9 protein-coding genes are annotated in these 16583 nt (G+C 66.3%); 4 read left to right on the top strand and 5 right to left on the bottom strand.

The annotated features are described in order from the left end of the window. Positions 1–6: 6 nt before the first annotated feature. The 3 genes from CAL29_RS23430 to CAL29_RS23420 all read right to left on the bottom strand — a co-directional run bounded on the left by CAL29_RS23430 (position 7) and on the right by CAL29_RS23420 (position 4090). Complete coding sequence (locus CAL29_RS23430; RefSeq protein ID WP_179284151.1) at positions 7–2490, bottom strand: TonB-dependent siderophore receptor; 2484 nt, start codon at positions 2488–2490, stop codon at positions 7–9. A gap of 144 nt (positions 2491–2634) precedes the next feature. Next, the gene (locus CAL29_RS23425; protein WP_094855357.1) at positions 2635–3603 is read right to left on the bottom strand and encodes a FecR family protein; all 969 of its coding nucleotides are present in this window, start codon (positions 3601–3603) and stop codon (positions 2635–2637) included. Between the two features lie 7 nt (positions 3604–3610). Next, on the bottom strand, positions 3611–4090 hold the full coding sequence (locus CAL29_RS23420; RefSeq protein WP_094855356.1) for a sigma-70 family RNA polymerase sigma factor: 480 nt from the start codon (positions 4088–4090) through the stop codon (positions 3611–3613). Positions 4091–4441: 351 nt separating this feature from the next. Here CAL29_RS23420 and CAL29_RS23415 point away from each other — a divergent pair, with 351 nt between their 5' ends. The 4 genes from CAL29_RS23415 to CAL29_RS23400 all read left to right on the top strand — a co-directional run bounded on the left by CAL29_RS23415 (position 4442) and on the right by CAL29_RS23400 (position 9757). Then, positions 4442–6370: an alkyl/aryl-sulfatase gene (locus tag CAL29_RS23415; protein ID WP_094855355.1), complete on the top strand. Its 1929-nt coding sequence runs from the start codon at positions 4442–4444 to the stop codon at positions 6368–6370. Positions 6371–6454: 84 nt separating this feature from the next. Further along, positions 6455–7474, top strand: coding sequence for a Bug family tripartite tricarboxylate transporter substrate binding protein (locus tag CAL29_RS23410; RefSeq protein ID WP_256977691.1), 1020 nt, complete (start codon positions 6455–6457; stop codon positions 7472–7474). Positions 7475–7629: 155 nt separating this feature from the next. After that, positions 7630–8523, top strand: a complete 894-nt coding sequence (locus tag CAL29_RS23405) for an IclR family transcriptional regulator (RefSeq protein ID WP_094855354.1) — start codon at positions 7630–7632, stop codon at positions 8521–8523. 178 nt (positions 8524–8701) lie between these two features. Continuing rightward, positions 8702–9757: an alcohol dehydrogenase gene (locus CAL29_RS23400; protein WP_094855353.1), complete on the top strand. Its 1056-nt coding sequence runs from the start codon at positions 8702–8704 to the stop codon at positions 9755–9757. Between the two features lie 20 nt (positions 9758–9777). Here CAL29_RS23400 and CAL29_RS23395 read toward each other — a convergent pair whose 3' ends face one another. Then, entirely contained in the window at positions 9778–15294 is a 5517-nt protein-coding gene (locus CAL29_RS23395; protein WP_094855352.1) for an AAA domain-containing protein, read from the bottom strand. Beyond that, positions 15291–16484 carry a M48 family metalloprotease gene (locus CAL29_RS23390; protein WP_094855351.1) on the bottom strand — a complete coding sequence of 398 codons (1194 nt, stop codon included), beginning with the start codon at positions 16482–16484 and terminating at the stop codon, positions 15291–15293. Before CAL29_RS23390 ends, CAL29_RS23395 begins: the two co-directional genes overlap by 4 nt. Positions 16485–16583: the final 99 nt, after the last annotated feature.

Raw genomic sequence — 16583 nt, 5'->3', positions numbered from 1 at the left:
CTCGGCTTACCAACGGTATTTCATCGTGGCCACCACGCTGCGACCCGATCCCTGCCAGCATGTCCCGTAGGAGCACGCCGCGACATACTGCCTGTTGGCGAGATTGAGCGCATTGACGGCGAGCGACAGCGACTTGTTGATGTCATAGCGCGCCATGGCGTCGACCAGGGTATAGCTCGGCACGCGCACGGTATTCGCCTCGTCGGCGTAGGTATGCCCGACGTAACGCACGCCCGCGCCTACCGTCAGATTCGGCAAGCCCAGTCCGGCGAGGCGGTAATCCAGCCAGGCCGAGGCGAGGGTGGAGGGCGTGGCGACGGGGCGCTTGCCCCGTGCCCCCGCGGTGGTGCTCTCGGTGACCTTCACCGCGCTGTAGGAATAGTTGGCGAGCAGGTTGAGGTCGCGCGTCAACTGCATCTTGCCTTCGAACTCGATCCCGCGCGAGCGGATCTCGCCTGTCTGCACGCTGTAGTCGCTGTCGACGGGATCCGCGCTGAGCACGTTGCGCTGCTTGATCTCGTAGACCGAAACGGTGTACATCGAGCGGGTCCCCGGCGGCTGCCAGCGCACCCCGGCTTCCAGTTGCTTGCCCTTGGTGGGCCTGAAGGGCTCGCCCTGGCGATCCGTGGAGCCGACCACGGGATCGAACGAGGTGGAGTAGCTGACATAGGGCGCGATGCCGTTGTCCGCCTGGTAGACCGCGCCCACGCGCCCGGTGGTGGCGTCGTCGGACGTGCGGGTCGAGGAGACCGCGCCCGTGGACAGGCGCGTGACGTCGATGTCGTCGGTGGCGTGGTCCCGCCGCAAGCCGGCGAGCAGGCTCCACCGGCCTGCGCGCATCTGGTCCTGCACATACAGGCCGGTCTGCTGTGCTTCGGAGCCGGTGTGTTGGAGGAAGGCGGGTAGCCCGATGCGGTATCCGTATGTGGGGTGATAGACGGTTTGATCCGGCACGTCGTAGCTGTAGCCGTAGTCCAGGTGGGAATCGGTGTGGCGCCAGTCCAGCCCGATCAATACGGTATGTTCGACCGCGCCCGTGTCGAAGCGTGCCTCCACCTGGTTGTCCATTTCCACGGTGTTGACGTCGGCCAGGTGACGTATCGCGTAGCGGGACACGGACAGGTAGTCGGCCGAGACTTCGTTGTTGCTCAGTTGGCGGGTGTCGCTGTTGAACCAGCCGGCCCGGAAGTTCTGGCGGACCTTCCACGTATCGTTGAAGCGGTGCTCGAACTCCCATCCTATCGTCTTGATGGTGCGGCTGAAGCTGTCGTAGTCGGGATCGCCCTGGAAATAGTGCTTCGGCAGCTTGCCGTAGGGGCTGGTCGTGCTGCCCACCCCGGCATATTCGTATGGCACGAAGCTCGTATCCGGCTGGCGCGGATCGTGCTGGAAAAAGGCGCGCAGGGTCAGCGACGTGTCGGCGTCGGGCGCCCAGCGGATCGACGGCGCGACGAACTGGCGCTCGTCCTTCTGGTAATCCACGCCGGTGCTCGAATCGCGCACCAGCCCCGCGAGGCGGTAGCTCAGCGTGCCCGAGTCGTTCAGCGCGCCGCCCAGGTCCACGCCCACGGCCTTGTTGTCGTGGTTGCCGTATTGCAGCATCAGTTCGTGCAGGGGCTCCGTGGTCGGGCTCTTGCTGATCATGTTGACGAAGCCGCCGGGCTCGGCCTGTCCGTAGAGCACGGACGACGGACCCCGCAGCACCTCCACGCGCTCCAGCGCATAGGGGTCCATCTGCACCGCGGTGCGGGTGATGTGCGGCCATCCCAACCCGTCGATGTACTGGGTATAGGTGGCATTGTCGGACAGGCCGCCGAATCCGCGCACGAATACGCTGTCGAAGCGGGTCTGCCCGCCATTGGAGCCGGCCAGCACGCCCGCTGTGTAATGCAGGGCGTCGGTCACCGTCTGCGCGCCCTGGGCGTCCATCTGGTCGCGCGTGACGACGGAAACGGACTGCGGGGTCTCGATCAAGGGGGTGTCGGTCTTGGTCCCGGTGGCGCTGCGCCTGGCCACGTAGCCGGGCACCGGACCGGTGGCGGTTTCCTGGGCGCTGTTGGCGGTGACGTTCACCGTGTCGAGCGTGACGGCGCCGCCGATCCCTTCCGGACGGCTGCGCAGCGTCAGGGTGCCATTGGCCGTGCGTATCAGCGCCAGGGGCTGGCCGGCGATGGCGCTGCGCGCCGCGCCCTCGGCCGTGAGCCGCCCGGATATGGCCGGCGCCTGGCGGCCGCGCACCAGCTCGGGCGGAACGGAAATCGGCTGGCCGCTGCGCTGGGCAATCCGAAGCAGGGTGGCGTCGAGCGGGCCGGCGGGAAGGTCCCAGGACCATGTCTCGTTGGGGGCGTGCAGCGGGGCGGGGGCCGAGGGGGTGGATTGGGCCTGCGCCGGTGGGCAGGCCAGGGCCGCCACGGCGGCGGCGGCAAGCAGGAGGCAGGATGCGGGCTCGCGCGCGGCGAGCGTCACGGGACGTAGGCGGAAATGGGCCATGAGGGCGGGTCCTTGGCGATGCGAAGAGAGCGTTCCCATGTAGGTGGAACGACGGACCGCAAAGTGATCACCCTGTCCGGTCTTTTTTTTTGCCTGGGCCGCGCCGAGGCAAGCCATGTCCCTATGCCGGCGGCGGATCCCGATTCAACCCGGCTGCTGCCGGAGCGTGATCCACACCAGCCAGTCGCCGTAGCGGGCGACGTGGATAGGCAGCGTCTGGGCCAGCGACTCGATCGCCCGTTCGGGGCGGTCCAGCGGAAAGGCGCCCAGCACGCGCAGGCGGGCGGCGTCCGGGGCCACGCGGATGAATCCGCGGTAGTAGGGACGCAGCGCATCGATCACCCCGTCCAGCGGCTCGTCCCGGGCGACCAACATGCCATGCTCCCAGGCCGCGGCATCACGCCGAGCCTGCGTGGGCGGGCTGATGGCCGTGGCGTCGAACCAGGCCTCCTCGCCTTCGCGCAGCGTCTCTTCCGCGCCCGCGCGGGTGCTCAGGCGCACGCTGTGCTCGAGCACGGCGACTTGCGTGCGGCCGGTTTCCTGGCTCACCAGGAAGCGCGTGCCCAGCGCGCGCACCGCGCCCTCGGCGCTGGCCACCACGAAAGGACGCGCCGGGTCGGGCATCACGGTAGCGATGAGGGCGCCGGCGCGCAGGCGCAACAGCCTCTGCTGGCTCGAGAAATCGATGTCGACGGCGGAGCAGGCGTTGAGCACCACTTGGCTGCCATCTTCCAGCGTGAAGCTGCGGCGCTCGCCCGTGCCGGTGCGCAGGTCGGCCATCATCGCGGGCAGCGCGCCCTGGCGCTGTAGCAGCCAGCCCGTGCCGGCGGCCAAGCCCGCCAGCACGGCCAGCCTGCGCAACGAGCGGCGGCGCGCCGGGCGCAGCAAGGCGGCCTGCACCGCGGCGCCCTGGGCGCTCGATTGCGAGCGTGCGGCCTGCAACGGCGCCATCGAGGCCTGCAGCGCCTCGCCGACCTGCGCCCAGGCGCTGGCGTTGCGCGGATCGGCATCGCACCACGCGCGCAGCCGTTCCCAATCGTCGGGCTGGGCTTCGCCCGAACGCATCAGCACCATCCAGTCGATGGCGGCCTCCAGGGGGGACGCGGAAGCCATGGCCGGTTCAGGCCGCTTGTTGCGCGCAGCAGGCGGCGATGGCCTTGGCCATGGCGCGCCGCACGCTGATGACGGGCATGCCCAGTTCCTGCCCGATTTCCCGGTAGGTCTTGTCTTCGAGTTGGTTGAGCAGGAAAACCTGCCGCACCCGGGGGCCCAGGCCTTCCAGCAGGGCATCGATGCGCGCCAGCGCTTCCAGCACCGCCGCGCAATCCTCCGCCGACGGCGCGAAGTCGTCGGCCCGGAACGCGGCCAGCGCCTCCAGATAGGCCTGCTCCAGGTCCCGCCGGCGCCAGTGATTGAACAGCACCCGCTTGGCGATCACGGCCAGATAGGCGCGCGGCTCCCGCAGGGCAGGCGGCTCGGCCGCGCGTAGCACCTGCTCGAACGTGTCATGCGCCAGGTCGGCCGCCTGATGCAGGCAACCGATCTGCCGGCGCAGCCAGGATTCCAGCCAGCGATGATGCTCGATGTAAAGGGTCTGCATGGAAAGTACCGAGCGCGGGATCGACGTGGTTGAGAATAATTATCAAATTCATTTCTGATAATACAAAATTGACCGCCGTAGTCAAGACCCGCCCTGCGGAGGATGCAGGGCGGCCAGAGAGGATGCAAAGCCCAATATTCGGCCGAGGCGCTGCAACGGAGATGCTTCCGCCAGGCAGGCCGAACAGCAACGATAGCCCCGTGCAAACGCGGCCAAGGGCCAACGCACCGAACCGCAACGGCCGTCGATTCACGACTTGGTTCGACTATGCGAAACGGTCGTACCAAGCCACCGTTCTCTACGCTAAAGTTCGCCGCTCTCGCCGTTTACTTTGCATTTGGACTATTCGTTATGACCGGCACTTCCCAAATCTCCGATGCGGCGCAGCCCAAGCCCGCGCACCCCGTGACGGCCAAGCTCAACGCGAGCTTGAAAGAAGCCCTCAATTTCAAAGACGTGCAGGACTTCGAGGATGCAAGACATGGCTTCATTGGAACGCTCGACGAGCCCGTCATCCGTAATGCGCGAGGCGAGATGGTCTGGGACATGACGAGGTACGGTTTCCTGGAAGACGAAGATGCGCCGGCGTCTGTGAATCCCAGTCTGTGGCGGCTTGCACGCTTGAACTATATTCACGGCCTCTTCAAGGTCTCCGACCGGATATATCAGGTGCGTGGTTTCGACCTTGCGAACATAACCTTCGTCGAGACCGACAGTGGGCTTATCGTCATCGACCCTTTGACATTCGAAGAGTCGGCCGCGGCGTCGCTCGCCCTCTATGCCAAGCATCGCGGCAACAGGAAGATCCTGGCAGTTTTCTACAGCCATAGCCATCGTGACCATTACGGCGGCGTGCGCGGTGTGGTCAATGATGAGGACGTCAGGTCTGGACGCGTGCAGATCGTCGCGCCCGACAAATTCCTGGAGGAGGCAGTATCCGAAGCCGTGCTGGCGGGTGTGCCCATGCGTCGGCGATCCGCTTTCCAGTTCGGCACGTCCCTGGACGCCGGTATTTTTTCCCACGTGGACAGCGGTCTGGGTAAGGCGGTAGGGCGCGGCACGTATGGCTTGATCCCGCCGACACGCGTCATCAAGGAGACCGGCGAGCGGATGATTATCGACGGTCTGGAAATTGAATTCCAGCTAACACCGGGCGCGGAAGCTCCGTCGGAAATGAACTTCTTCTTTCCAGGGCTACGAGCGCTGAATATGGCGGAGAATGCCTGTCATACGATGCACAACCTCTGTCCACTGCGGGGTGCAAAGATCCGGGATGCGCTCGCATGGGCACGCTACCTCGACGAGTCGATCGAGCGCTATGCAAACAAGGTCGAAGTGGTCTATGCACAACACCATTGGCCCATTTCGGGAAAGGAGCGCGTCAACACTTTCCTGACGGAGCAGCGAGACCTGTATCGCTATCTGCACGATCAGACAGTGCGCCTGATGAGCCACGGCCTTACCGCCCGGGAGATCGCCGAGAGGCTGTTCTTCCCCGATGATATCTCGATGAAATGGCACACCCGCGGCTACTACGGCGCGGTGGCGCACAATGTGCAAGCCATTTACGCGTACTACATGGGTCCTTACGATGGCAACCCGGCAAACCTGCATCCGCTGACGCCGTCCGAAGCAGGTGCGAAGTACGTTGAATATATGGGCGGCATTGATTCAATTTTGCCCCGTGCTCGTGAAGATTTTGAGCGTGGCGACTTTCGTTGGGTCGCGCAGTTGATGAATCACGCTGTCTTCGCCGATCCGGCCAATCGAGATGCCCGGGAACTCGGCGCCGATGCTTTCGAACAGCTTGCATATCAGGCCGAGTCAGCGACCTGGCGCAACTCCTACCTCGTTGCTGCTCGTGAACTGCGCGAGGGGAAACCCGACAACGCTGTGTCGGGCAATGTCATCAGCGCCGATCTCGTCGCACAGCTTCCCATTGCATTGTTCCTGGATTATCTGGCAATTCGCCTCAAGGGCCGCGAGCTTGCGTCGGTCAGTTGCTTCATCGACTGGCGAATGACGGACGAAGATTCGGTGCATAGCCTGACGCTGAGCAATGGCGCCCTGCACCACCGCCCCGGCTCTCATGGCGGAAAGGCAAACGCCGTGCTCCGAACCAGTCGAAAGGATCTCATCCAGGCGCTGGCGGGTGACGCCGACCTTCTGAAGGCATTGGATCGGGGACATTTCCAGGTGGAGGGAGATGTGGCGATGGTACGCACTATTTTCGCGGGGTTCGACGTATTCGATCCTGTATTTGCCGTAGTAGAGCCCTAACGAGATCTGGCACGCCTCGCCCCATCGACCGGGGCCCGGCTGTCATTTCCGAATAACGAGAGGACAGGGAGTCCGGAGATAACCATGAAACGTTTTGCTAATGCATTTCGGAGCTGCATCGTCCACGTCAGGGCAGTACGGCTCGGCGCCGCCACGGCAGCGGCAATGTCAGTGCTTGCCGCTACGATACCCTCCGTCTCGGCGGCTGCGTATCCGGACAAACCTATTCGCCTGATCGTGCCCTTCGCTCCCGGCGGCGGCACGGACATTCTGGCACGTATCGTCGCGGCACGAATGGGAACTGCCTTGAAGCAAACCGTTGTCGTGGAGAACGTCGCTGGAGCAAGTGGCACAATTGGCGCAGCCAAGGTTGCACGTTCCGCCCCCGATGGCTATACGCTGCTGGTTGGCGTTTCAGGTACACAGGTCATCGCTCCTGCCACTTTTCCGCATTTACCCTATGTGCCGTTGAAAGACTTCGTCGCCATCTCTCGAATTGCGTATGGCGGAAACATCCTGGTCGCGAACCCGAGCTTCCCGGCGCATAACCTTGAGGAACTGATCTCCTTGGCGAAGAAACCGGGAGGCGACTTCGCCTATGGTTCCTGGGGAGTCGGCTCGGGCGGCCATCTGGCGGGAATCAGCATCAACGTCGCGGCAAACGTCAAGCTGCGGCACGTCCCCTATAAGGGCGCTGGCCCTCTTATGTCCGACGTCATCGGGGGGGTGTTGCCTCTGGGCATGTCCGACCCCACGACCGCATTGGCGTTGATAAAAGCCGGTAAGCTGCGCGCGCTCGCCGTGAGCGGTGCGGAACGTTCGCCGGCGTTACCCCACGTCCCGACATTTGCCGAGTCCGGCGTGCCGCTTAAACTTGATATCTGGTTCGGCCTCTTCGCGCCCGCAAAAACGCCGGAGCCGATTGTCGAGTTGCTGGAAAAGGCCGCTCAGGAGGCCGCATCGGATCCCGAGGTAAAGGCGAAAGTGGCCGAATTCGGCATGCGTGGCGACTGGACGCCTCGTGCTGCTTTCACGGACCAGATGCGCGCTGAAACGCGCATTTGGGCTGATCTGGTCAAGGCAACCGGGACGGATTTCAATTGAACTGGTGGGCTATCGGCCCGGCATCGCCGAATGGTGCCGGGCGCTTGCCCACCGCCTGATAAGATGCGAGGCGCTCGGTGCGGCGGCATCGCTATTCGGCGTTGCCGAACCCGAACGTGCATGAGTCCCCGTTTCCCTTTTCTGGCGAGGCACGAATGTCGGAAGCATTCAAGAGCGGGAAGCTGCGGGCGAGATCGTCCTCGCGTGGGCGGCAGGCCGAAGCGGCCGGGTGGCCCGGCCAGAATCCCATCTTAGCGTCCTCATATGTGGCTCTTGACGAGTTCGAGGACGACCGGCAGTTCGCCATGACGTTGGGACGTGGGCTTGCCGTGCTTCACTGCTTTACACCGCGGGATTCGGAATTGAGCAATGCCGAATTGGCGGCCAGGACGGGAATGGCCAAGGCGACCATTTCAAGGTTTACCTATACGCTGGTACGCATGGGGTATCTACGCGCCAATCGTGCCAACGGAAAATATCAGCTCGGTTCAGCGGTGCTGTCCATCGGGTATCCCCTGCTGTCTAGTTTGAATATCAGGCAGATTGCAAGACCGCTAATGAAGCAGCTTGCGGATCATATAAAGGGCTCAGTCGCCCTGGGCATGCGCGACCGGCTGAATGTTGTCTATATCGAGACCAGCCAGGGGCCAGCTCATCTTCCTAATCCCGCGGACGTCGGGCTTAGTTTCCCCATTGCAAGGACTGCAATGGGCCGCGCCTTGATCGCGGCCTACACGCCAGAAGAACGCGCCGCGCTCCTTAACCAGCTAAGAGTAAAGGTTCCGGACCAATGGGCTGAATACCATACGACCATCGAGGCGGAACTGCGTAACTTTCCAGCGCGCGGGTACTGTACATCGTTCGGTGACTGGCAGCCGCAGATTTGCGCGGTAGCCGTGCCAATGCGCGCCATGCCGGACGGCGAGATCCTTGTCTTCAATTGCAGCATTCCCACCTATCTGCTCGGCGACGATCAATTATCCAGAGACATAGGGCCTCGTCTCATATCAATGGTGCGAACCATCGAGGGAATGCTCGGCCTCCGCTAGTCACGAGAGGCTCCGTATCTCCGAGAACAAATTCGACAGAGCGGAACGATGGTTCCGCGACGCCACTGGTTTTGTTAGATTTCCGGGCGTTCCAGGCACGTGTCCAAGTGCGCCCACCGGCATCCTGCCGGCCCGGCTGCCCTGGTCCATCCTGCCAGTCAATTTGTGAGTTCGAGCCATGCGCGCATACGCCATAAACTGTTTTTGTGAACCGCTGGAAATCATCGACCGGCCCGAGCCGGTGCCAGGCGGGACCGAGGTCCTTATCGAGGTGATCCGATGCGGCGTATGCCATACCGATCTTCACCTGCAGGACGGCTATTACGACGCGGGTGGTGGCAAACGGATCGACTTGAAGGACCGGGGTGTAACGCCGCCCGTTGTCATGGGCCACGAAGTACTGGGGCGCCTTGTCGCGAAAGGCCCCGAGGCGCCCATTGGCGATGCAGAAATCGGCAAGACGTTCCTGGTTTATCCATGGATGGGGTGTGGCAAGTGCGAAGCGTGCCGGCGCGGCCAGGAAAACTTGTGCGCCAAGCCCGCAAGTCTCGGTGTGTTCCGCGCTGGCGGTTATGCCGAAAAATGCCTTGTTCCTCATCCTGATTATCTTATCGATGCCACGGGGTTGGACCCCACGCTCGCCGCGACATTCGGCTGCTCGGGCGTGACGGCATATAGCGCCCTGCGCAAGACGGATGTCGACAAGGAAAACGATTTGCTGCTGCTTGTGGGCCTGGGCGGTGTCGGCCTGAGCGCGCTGAAGATCGCGAAGGGCCTGGGCTTTAAGCGGATCGCCGTGGCCGATCTTGATGCCGGCAAGCGCGACCTGGCGAGGCAGCTTGGCGCCGAGCTCATCCTGGACCCGCGCGAAGCGGATGCCGCTAGCCGCGTTCTCGCGATGGCGGGTGGCGTTGCGGCAGCCATTGATTTTGTCGGTGCGACTACCACGACCCAGTTCGCCGTAAACGTCATCCGCAAGGGCGGCACGTGCGTAGTCGTGGGCCTGTTCGGCGGAGATTTCACGATCCCGTTGCCAGCCTTGGTTTTACGCTCGATTTCGTTGCAGGGCTCATACGTGGGTAGCCTGTCCGAGCTCAAGGAGTTGGTAGCCTTGGTCCGCGCCGGCAAAGTGGAGTCGCTGCCTGTCGAGCAGGTTCCGTTCGATGAGGTGAATGGCGCGCTGAACCGCCTGCGCGCCGGCGTGGTCCGCGGCCGCTTGGTTCTGACGCGCTAGCGGTAGCGTTGTCCCACGGTCTATTCATCCTCGACGTAACCCTTGCGCAGTTTCTCGCCCACCAGCTTGTCCATCTCGCGCCGCGCGCGCTCGGCGGTCTCGAATTGCTTGATGTTGGTCTGGCCGGCGGCGCCGATGCGGCCATAGCTGACGCTCAGTTCCGTGCCGCGCAGGTTCGCGCGCCAGAACTTGCGCGCGTTGCCTTGCTCGAAGCGCAGCGAGCGCGAGTGTTCCTGTTCGGAGGGCGCCGTGGCGGCGGGCTCGGCCGGGGCGTCAGGGGCGTCAGGGTCAATTGACGGCTGTGACGGGGGTTGCACGGATACGAGCAACTCGATCTCCGTATCCAGCGCCCGGTCTTCGCCGCTCGCCAGCATGGCCTCGATGCGGGCGATCACCGCGTCGGCATCGTCGAGCCAGTCCTTGCCGGGGATGTCGAGCACGCGCCAGCCGAAGCCGCGCAGGATGCCGGGGCGGAACACATATCGCTCGGCGGTGTCGGTCACGGCGTCGGTCGGGTTGTCCAGCAGGATGGCCAGCGCGTAGTCCTGCCTGGCTGTATCGACGATGGCCAGGTCGCAGCGGAACTGCGAGTGGCCGACGTTGGCATGCACCTGATGGCCGCGCGTACGCAACGCCTCCGCCAGCGCATCGCGAATGCTGTCGGGCGACGCCTGCCGCGTGAATGCGTCGCGCGCGCCCTGGTTGAGCGCCCCGAGCACCGCTTGCGCGCGCTCGAACTGGCCGGCCGCGCTGGCCTGCGCGAATTGCAGGAAGGCGCGCAGCGCGGCGGCGCCGTCGTTGTGCACGTTGGTGATGGCCTCGGCCTGGATGGTGGAGACCACCGCCATGCGATGCCGCGCACGGCTGAATATCACGTTCAGGCGCTTTTCGCCGCCGCGCTGGTTGATCGGGCCGAAGTTCATCTGCATCTTGCCATCGGGACCGGGCGCATAGCAGATGCTCAGCAGGATGACGTCACGCTCGTCGCCCTGCACGTTCTCCAGGTTCTTCACGAACAGGCCGTTGAACTGGTCGTCGTCCTCGCGCACGTACTCGCGTTCGAGGCGCGTGGAGAAGTCGGCGTCTTCGGCGGCCAGGGCTTCCAGCGCGGCCTCGATGGCGCTCTGCTGCGCCTCGGAGAATGCCACGATGCCCAGGCTCAGGCCGCTCTCGCGGCGCAGCAGCTCACGCACCGTCAGCGCGATGTAGCGCGCCTCGGGCGCGTTGCGGCGCTCCACGTAGACGCCGTCAGCCAGCCGGTGGAAGCTGATCGGCCGCGCCAGCAGCAGGTCCGCGCCGGCGATGCCGGCGTCATCCCTGTCGGAACGCAGCGGCGCGGCGTCATCGTCATCCTCGGCCCGCGCCAGCGCGCGATCGGGAATCGTGACCAGCCGCCCATCATAGAAGGCCGCGTTGGAGAAGCTGATGAGCGATTCGTGCCGGCTGCGGTAGTGCCACGCCAGCAAGGTGGCGGGCAGGTTGCGCGCGGCCTGGTTCAGCAGGCTGTCGGCGTCGAGGTTGATGGTGACGCGGTCGCCGTCTTCCGCCACCACGATCTCGTCTTCGTCCTCGCTGCCGCCGGCGGTGAAGAAGCTGGTGGGCGGCAACTGCATCTCGTCGCCGACCACCACCACCTGGCGCGCGCGGCTCAGCGCGGGCACGGCTTCTTCGGTGGGGATCTGGCTGGCTTCGTCGAAGATCACGACGTCGAACAGGTCCGGCGACAAGGGCAGGGTGTCGGACACCGACAACGGGCTCATCAGCCAGATCGGCTTGAGGTCGTTGATGACGGCGCCGGTCTCGTCGTCGGCCAGGTCGCGGATGGACCGGTGGCGCATGCTCTTGCCGAACTCGTGCTCCAGCTCGCGGCGGCCGGTAGCGTATTGCTTCTTGAAAACCTTGCCGTCGGCGTCGAGTTGCGTGGCTGACAGCGCCGATAGCCGGACGTGCTCGGAAAACTGCCGGTGCAGGGTGGCGCGCACCACCTGGGCGTTGAGCGCGAGCAGCTCGCGCTGGCCTTGTGCCAGCGCACGCGCGGCCTGGGCCAGCGCCGCGCCGTTGAAGCGCGCCAGCACGGGATTCTCGCGCTCCAGGCGGCGCAGCGCCTCGTCGGCGACGAGCGCGTCAAGCTGCGCCGGCGCATGGTCGATCCGTTGCAGCGTGGCGGCGCAGGCCGGGGCGCCGGCATGCACGGCGCGCAGCAGCGGCAGCATGTCGGGCAGGTCGTCGAGCGCCTCGCGCAGGTCGCGCAGTCCTTCGGCGATGTCCGCCAGGCGCGCGTCGGCGTCGAGCGCCAGCCCCTCGCGCACGCGCTGGTCCAGCTTGTCGAGCGCGTCGCGCGCGCCGGCCTGCGCGCGGGCGGCGGCCACCGGGTCGATGGCCTGGCGCAGGTAGGCGACCAGCTCGCGCGGGCCGCCGCCGGATTGCAGGCGCTGCTCCAGGTCGGCCAGGGCGCGCAGGAAGGCCTGCATTTCGCCCACGCCGTAGCGCTTGCGGCTGTCGGCATCCGCCGCGGCCAGCGCGCTGGCCGCGGCGTGTTCGGCCGCCAACTGTTCGAGTACCTTGCCGTAGCCGGGGTGCACGGCGTGCCGGGTGAAATCGTAGCGGCGCTTGAGTTCGGCGCGCAGGCGCCACCATGCGGGTTGCAGCCAGCGCATGGCGGAGGGCTCCAGGCGCTTGGCCAGGGCCAACGCGGATTCGGTGTCGCCGGCGTCGAGCTTGTCCCGCCAGTGGGCGGTGGCGGCTTGCGCGCCGGTCAGCGCTTCGGCAAGCCCCTCCAGGTCGGTCCGCACCTGGCGCAACGCCGCCTGCGCGGACGAAGCCGGATCGAGCAGTTCCAGATGGGCGGCAAGCCCGGTGTCGAGCAGCCACTGGCTGTCGGCGGAGAGGGCGCGGGCATGTTCCAGCGCGGTGTCGTGACCGATCAGGCTGGCCGTGCTGTCGAGCAGCGGGTCCAGCGTGTCGAACAGCGCTTCGGTCTCCTGGCATAGTTGCTCGGCGCGGCCAAACGCGCGTTCATCGGCCACCAGTCGGGCCGACAGGCGCGCGAACGGGTGGGCGGCCAGGCTGTCCACGCCGAAACGCTCGCGCAGCGCGCGGTGCAGGCGCTGGACGAGTTCGCGCTGGCCGTCCCATTCGGCCAGCGCCGGCAGGCGCTCGCGCAGGGCCGGGCTGATCCCGGGCGCCGCCGGCAGCGCGGCCATGCGGCGCAGCAATACGCGCACGCTGTCGCCCAGGGCATCGGGCGCGGCGGCCAGCGCCGCTTCGAACGCATCGATCCGCCGCTGGTGGACCGTGAGCGCATCCACCAGCGCCGTGCGCCGCGCCTGCAAGGCGGCGCTGTCGTCCGGCTGGGCGATCCACTGTTCGTAGCAGGCCTTCAGGTCGGCGATGAAGGCTTTCTTGTCGGTCTGCGAATCGTGGATCAGGCAGCAAAGCGGGTCCAGCCCGCTCTGCTTGAGGCGGTGGAACACCACGTCCAGCGCGGCGCGCTTCTCGCACACGAACAGCACGCGCTTGCCGCGCCCGGCGTAGTCGGCGATGAGGTTGGTGATGGTCTGCGACTTGCCGGTGCCCGGCGGCCCCTGGATGATGAAGCTGCGCTGGTCGCGAGCCAGGCCGACGGCGGCGTTCTGCGTGGCGTCGGAGGCCACCACGTTCCATTGCTCGCCCGGTGCGAGCGGCGCGGGAACCGCGGTTTCCACCTCGCGCGGCTCGATCGAGAACACGCGATCGAACGCCGGGTTGGCGCTCGGGGCATCCAGCAGTTGCGCGTAGTCGCGCACCAGCGACATCTTCTTGTAGTTGAAGTTGGCCAGCGTGACCTGCGTGAGATCGAGGTCCCACGCATAGCGGTGGCCTTCGGATTCCTGCAATACGTAGCCCTCGCGCTCCTCGGTGACCGCGGCCGGCTCGGCCATGTGCGGCTGGCGTACGCCGGCGCCGGGCGCGGCGCCGGCCTCGAAGCGTTGCGGCAGTTCGCTCGGGCGTACCCAATGCTCGAACAGCGCGCGGCCCAGCGGGCGGTAGTCGTCCCGCGCATAGCTGTAGGGAGGCAGCAGGCCGCCGCCGCCGGCGCGCACGCGCGTCCCGGCCGCCGGCTTGCGGCGTTGATACTGCTGCATGCGCTGTAGCGCCTTCTGCCGCACCAGGCGGACGGCCGCCTTGTCCACCAGGCGCAATTCGACCGCCGGTTCGGAGCGGCGGATCTGCGCGAGGATGTCGGCGTGGATCTCCGCCAGGGTGGTCTTGCCCAGGTCCACCGTCTCGGGCAGTCGGATGTCGTAGAGCTGGCTCAGGTGATGGCGCAGCACCGGGTTGAACTCGGCATCTCCGCCGCTGCCCTGGATCACGTACTGGTCGCGCACGCCCTTGCGCTTGACCAGTTCCACCGGCAGCCACAGCAGCGGCGTGACGATGCGCTCGTCCGGCGCTTCCTTCAGGTTGTGCCAACGCAGGAAGCCCACCACCAGGCGCAGGTTGCTGAAGCCGAACTCGGCGCGGTCGCGGCGCGTCTCGGCAATCAGGCGGTCCAGCGACGCGGGCAGGTAGGGCTGGTCCTCAAAGCGCAGCCAGCGCTGCAATGAGACCGGCTTGCCCGCCACCAGTTCGGCGGCGAACGGTCCGCCCCAGGTACAGATGTGCTCGGGGCGCACGCTCTCTATTTGCAGCATCAGCGGCACGCTGGCCACGGTCAGGTTGACGGTGGCGGCCGTCGGCCGGAAATACAGCAGGCGGTTGCGGCGCGACAGGTCGAACAGGCGGTCGCGCAGGTGCGCGAGCACCGCGGTGCGACGCGAGGTGGCGCCGGTGGCGCCCGCCAGGGCGCGCGCCACGTCCAGGCCGAGCGGTTGCTCGCGCCAGGTGCGCAGGCGCGTGGCGAGCTCCGCCACGTCGGTGGCGCGGTCGTGCCGGTTGGCCTCGGTCATCTCGACGATGGCCGCCGCGACGATCGGATGCAGGCGCTCGTGCAGCACGAACAGATTGCGCCGGTGCAGGACGAACGCGCGCAAGTCGTTCTCGTCGGCAAAGTCCAGGCCGCAGGCCAGGCTCGCCAGCGCCATGCCGAGCAGGAAGACGTCGGTGATCTCGTCATGGTGCCCGACTTGCAGCTCCCAGCTCGCGGGGCCCGGCAGATACACAGGGCGGGCGATGGGCTGGGCGGCATCGAACTGCAGCGCCAGGTCCGACTCTTCCCGGCGCCCGTCCTCCGTGTGGCTGCGCTGCAGCGTGCCGACGATGTTCAGGCCCGAGGCCGGGTGCGGCTGCACGCGATGCACGGCGCCGATGTCCATGAGGGGCGGTTCGCCTTCGGGGCGACGCAAGCCTAGGACGCCGTCGTCGCCGACGAGGATGCTCTCGGGATCGAGCGCGGCCACCTTGCCCTGCGCATGCAGCGCGGCCACCTGCTGGAACAGGGGCAGGATCAGCACCAGCACGTCATCGGTGGTCAGCGCGGCGCCGGCCTGTGCCGCGATCAGGGTGCGCAAGGTGCGCGGGGCGGTTTGCTCCTGGTGGGCGATCGTGCCGTCGCTCATGCCTGGGCCTCCTTGGCCAACTGGCGTTTGTAGCGGTCCAGCTCGCGCTTGCCGAAGCCGGCATCGCGTTTCAGGTTCACCTGTAGCGCATCGAAGCTTCCGAGCTCCTGCGCAACCTGCCCGGCGCGCAGCAGCGCCGCGTCCTGCTGGTCGGCGTCGGCCAGCGCCAGGTCCAGCATCAGCGCATTGAGATAGCCGCGTACGCTGTCGTCCGCCGCTTCGGCGCCGAAACGGTCAAGGCCGACCGCGGGTTCGTCGTCCCGCCAATCCGGAAACAGCATGCGCACCTGCGCCAGCACCGCATCGCTTGCCAGCGGCGTGCCGGCCAGGTAGTAGGCGAGGAACCCGCGCGTGAGGCCTTGCAGGCGCATCTGGCCGGGCAGGTCCAGGCGCTCGAGCGCCAGCGGGCCATGCAGGCGGGCGTCGATCCAGGCGTCGAGGTCGGCCGCGCCATCCCACCACAGGGCCAGGGCGCGGGCGCGGATAAAGGTTTCCGGATGGCTGTGGGCAGCGCTGGCGCCGGCTTCGTGCGATTCGATCTCGGCGGCCTGGCGCAGGTACGCGGCCGCGTCGACGGTGCCGATGCCGGTCTGCACCTTTACCAGCGTGGAGACGGCCGGCGCCACGGCGCCGGCGGCCACGGCCCCGCCACGGTCGGCAAACAGCTCCGTGTGCAGGGCGTAGCGGCGATAGGTCTCGCGGTGGCTGTTGCTGGCGCCATGCGCGGCCAGCGCGTCGTTCAGGATGCGATCGGCCACCAGGAAGCGGCCGCCGTCGAGCGACCACAGCAGGTAGTGCGCAAGTTCGTGGCCGAAGATCGCCAGCAGCTCGTCTTGCGACAGGCGCTCCAGCACGGGTCCCTGGAGCAGGATATGGACCTCGCCCGGCACGTAGACAAGCGAGGCGTTCATTTCCTGTCCCGGCGTCTGGTAGAGCGTGGCCGGCGCGTCGATGCCCAGTCGCTCCATCGCCAGGCGCAGCGTGGCATGCACGTCGGCGTGCGCGTCGGTGTCGATGCGGTAGGTATCGCGCAGCAGGGCCGAACGCAGGGTTTCCAGTTGCTCGGCGCGGGTCGTGCGGTCGCTGGCCCAGCGCCAGACCTCGGGCTCGTGCCGGCACAGGTAGTCGACCACCGTGGCGTGATAGATCGGTGGCGTCAGCGCGCCGCGACCGGGAGTGTGGAGGTTCATATCAGGCGTAGGGAGACTCATGCGAAGCGAGATATCGAAGGACAGGCCCGCTGCCGATCAGGGTGACGGCAAGGCTACCACGGCATGGTGTCCGAGGGC

Origin of the sequence: Bordetella genomosp. 10 (genome assembly GCF_002261225.1) — a bacterium.
Lineage (GTDB): Bacteria > Pseudomonadota > Gammaproteobacteria > Burkholderiales > Burkholderiaceae_B > Bordetella_C.
Note: the sequence above shows the minus strand (reverse complement) of the source record. Positions and strands in the feature narration are given on the sequence as shown.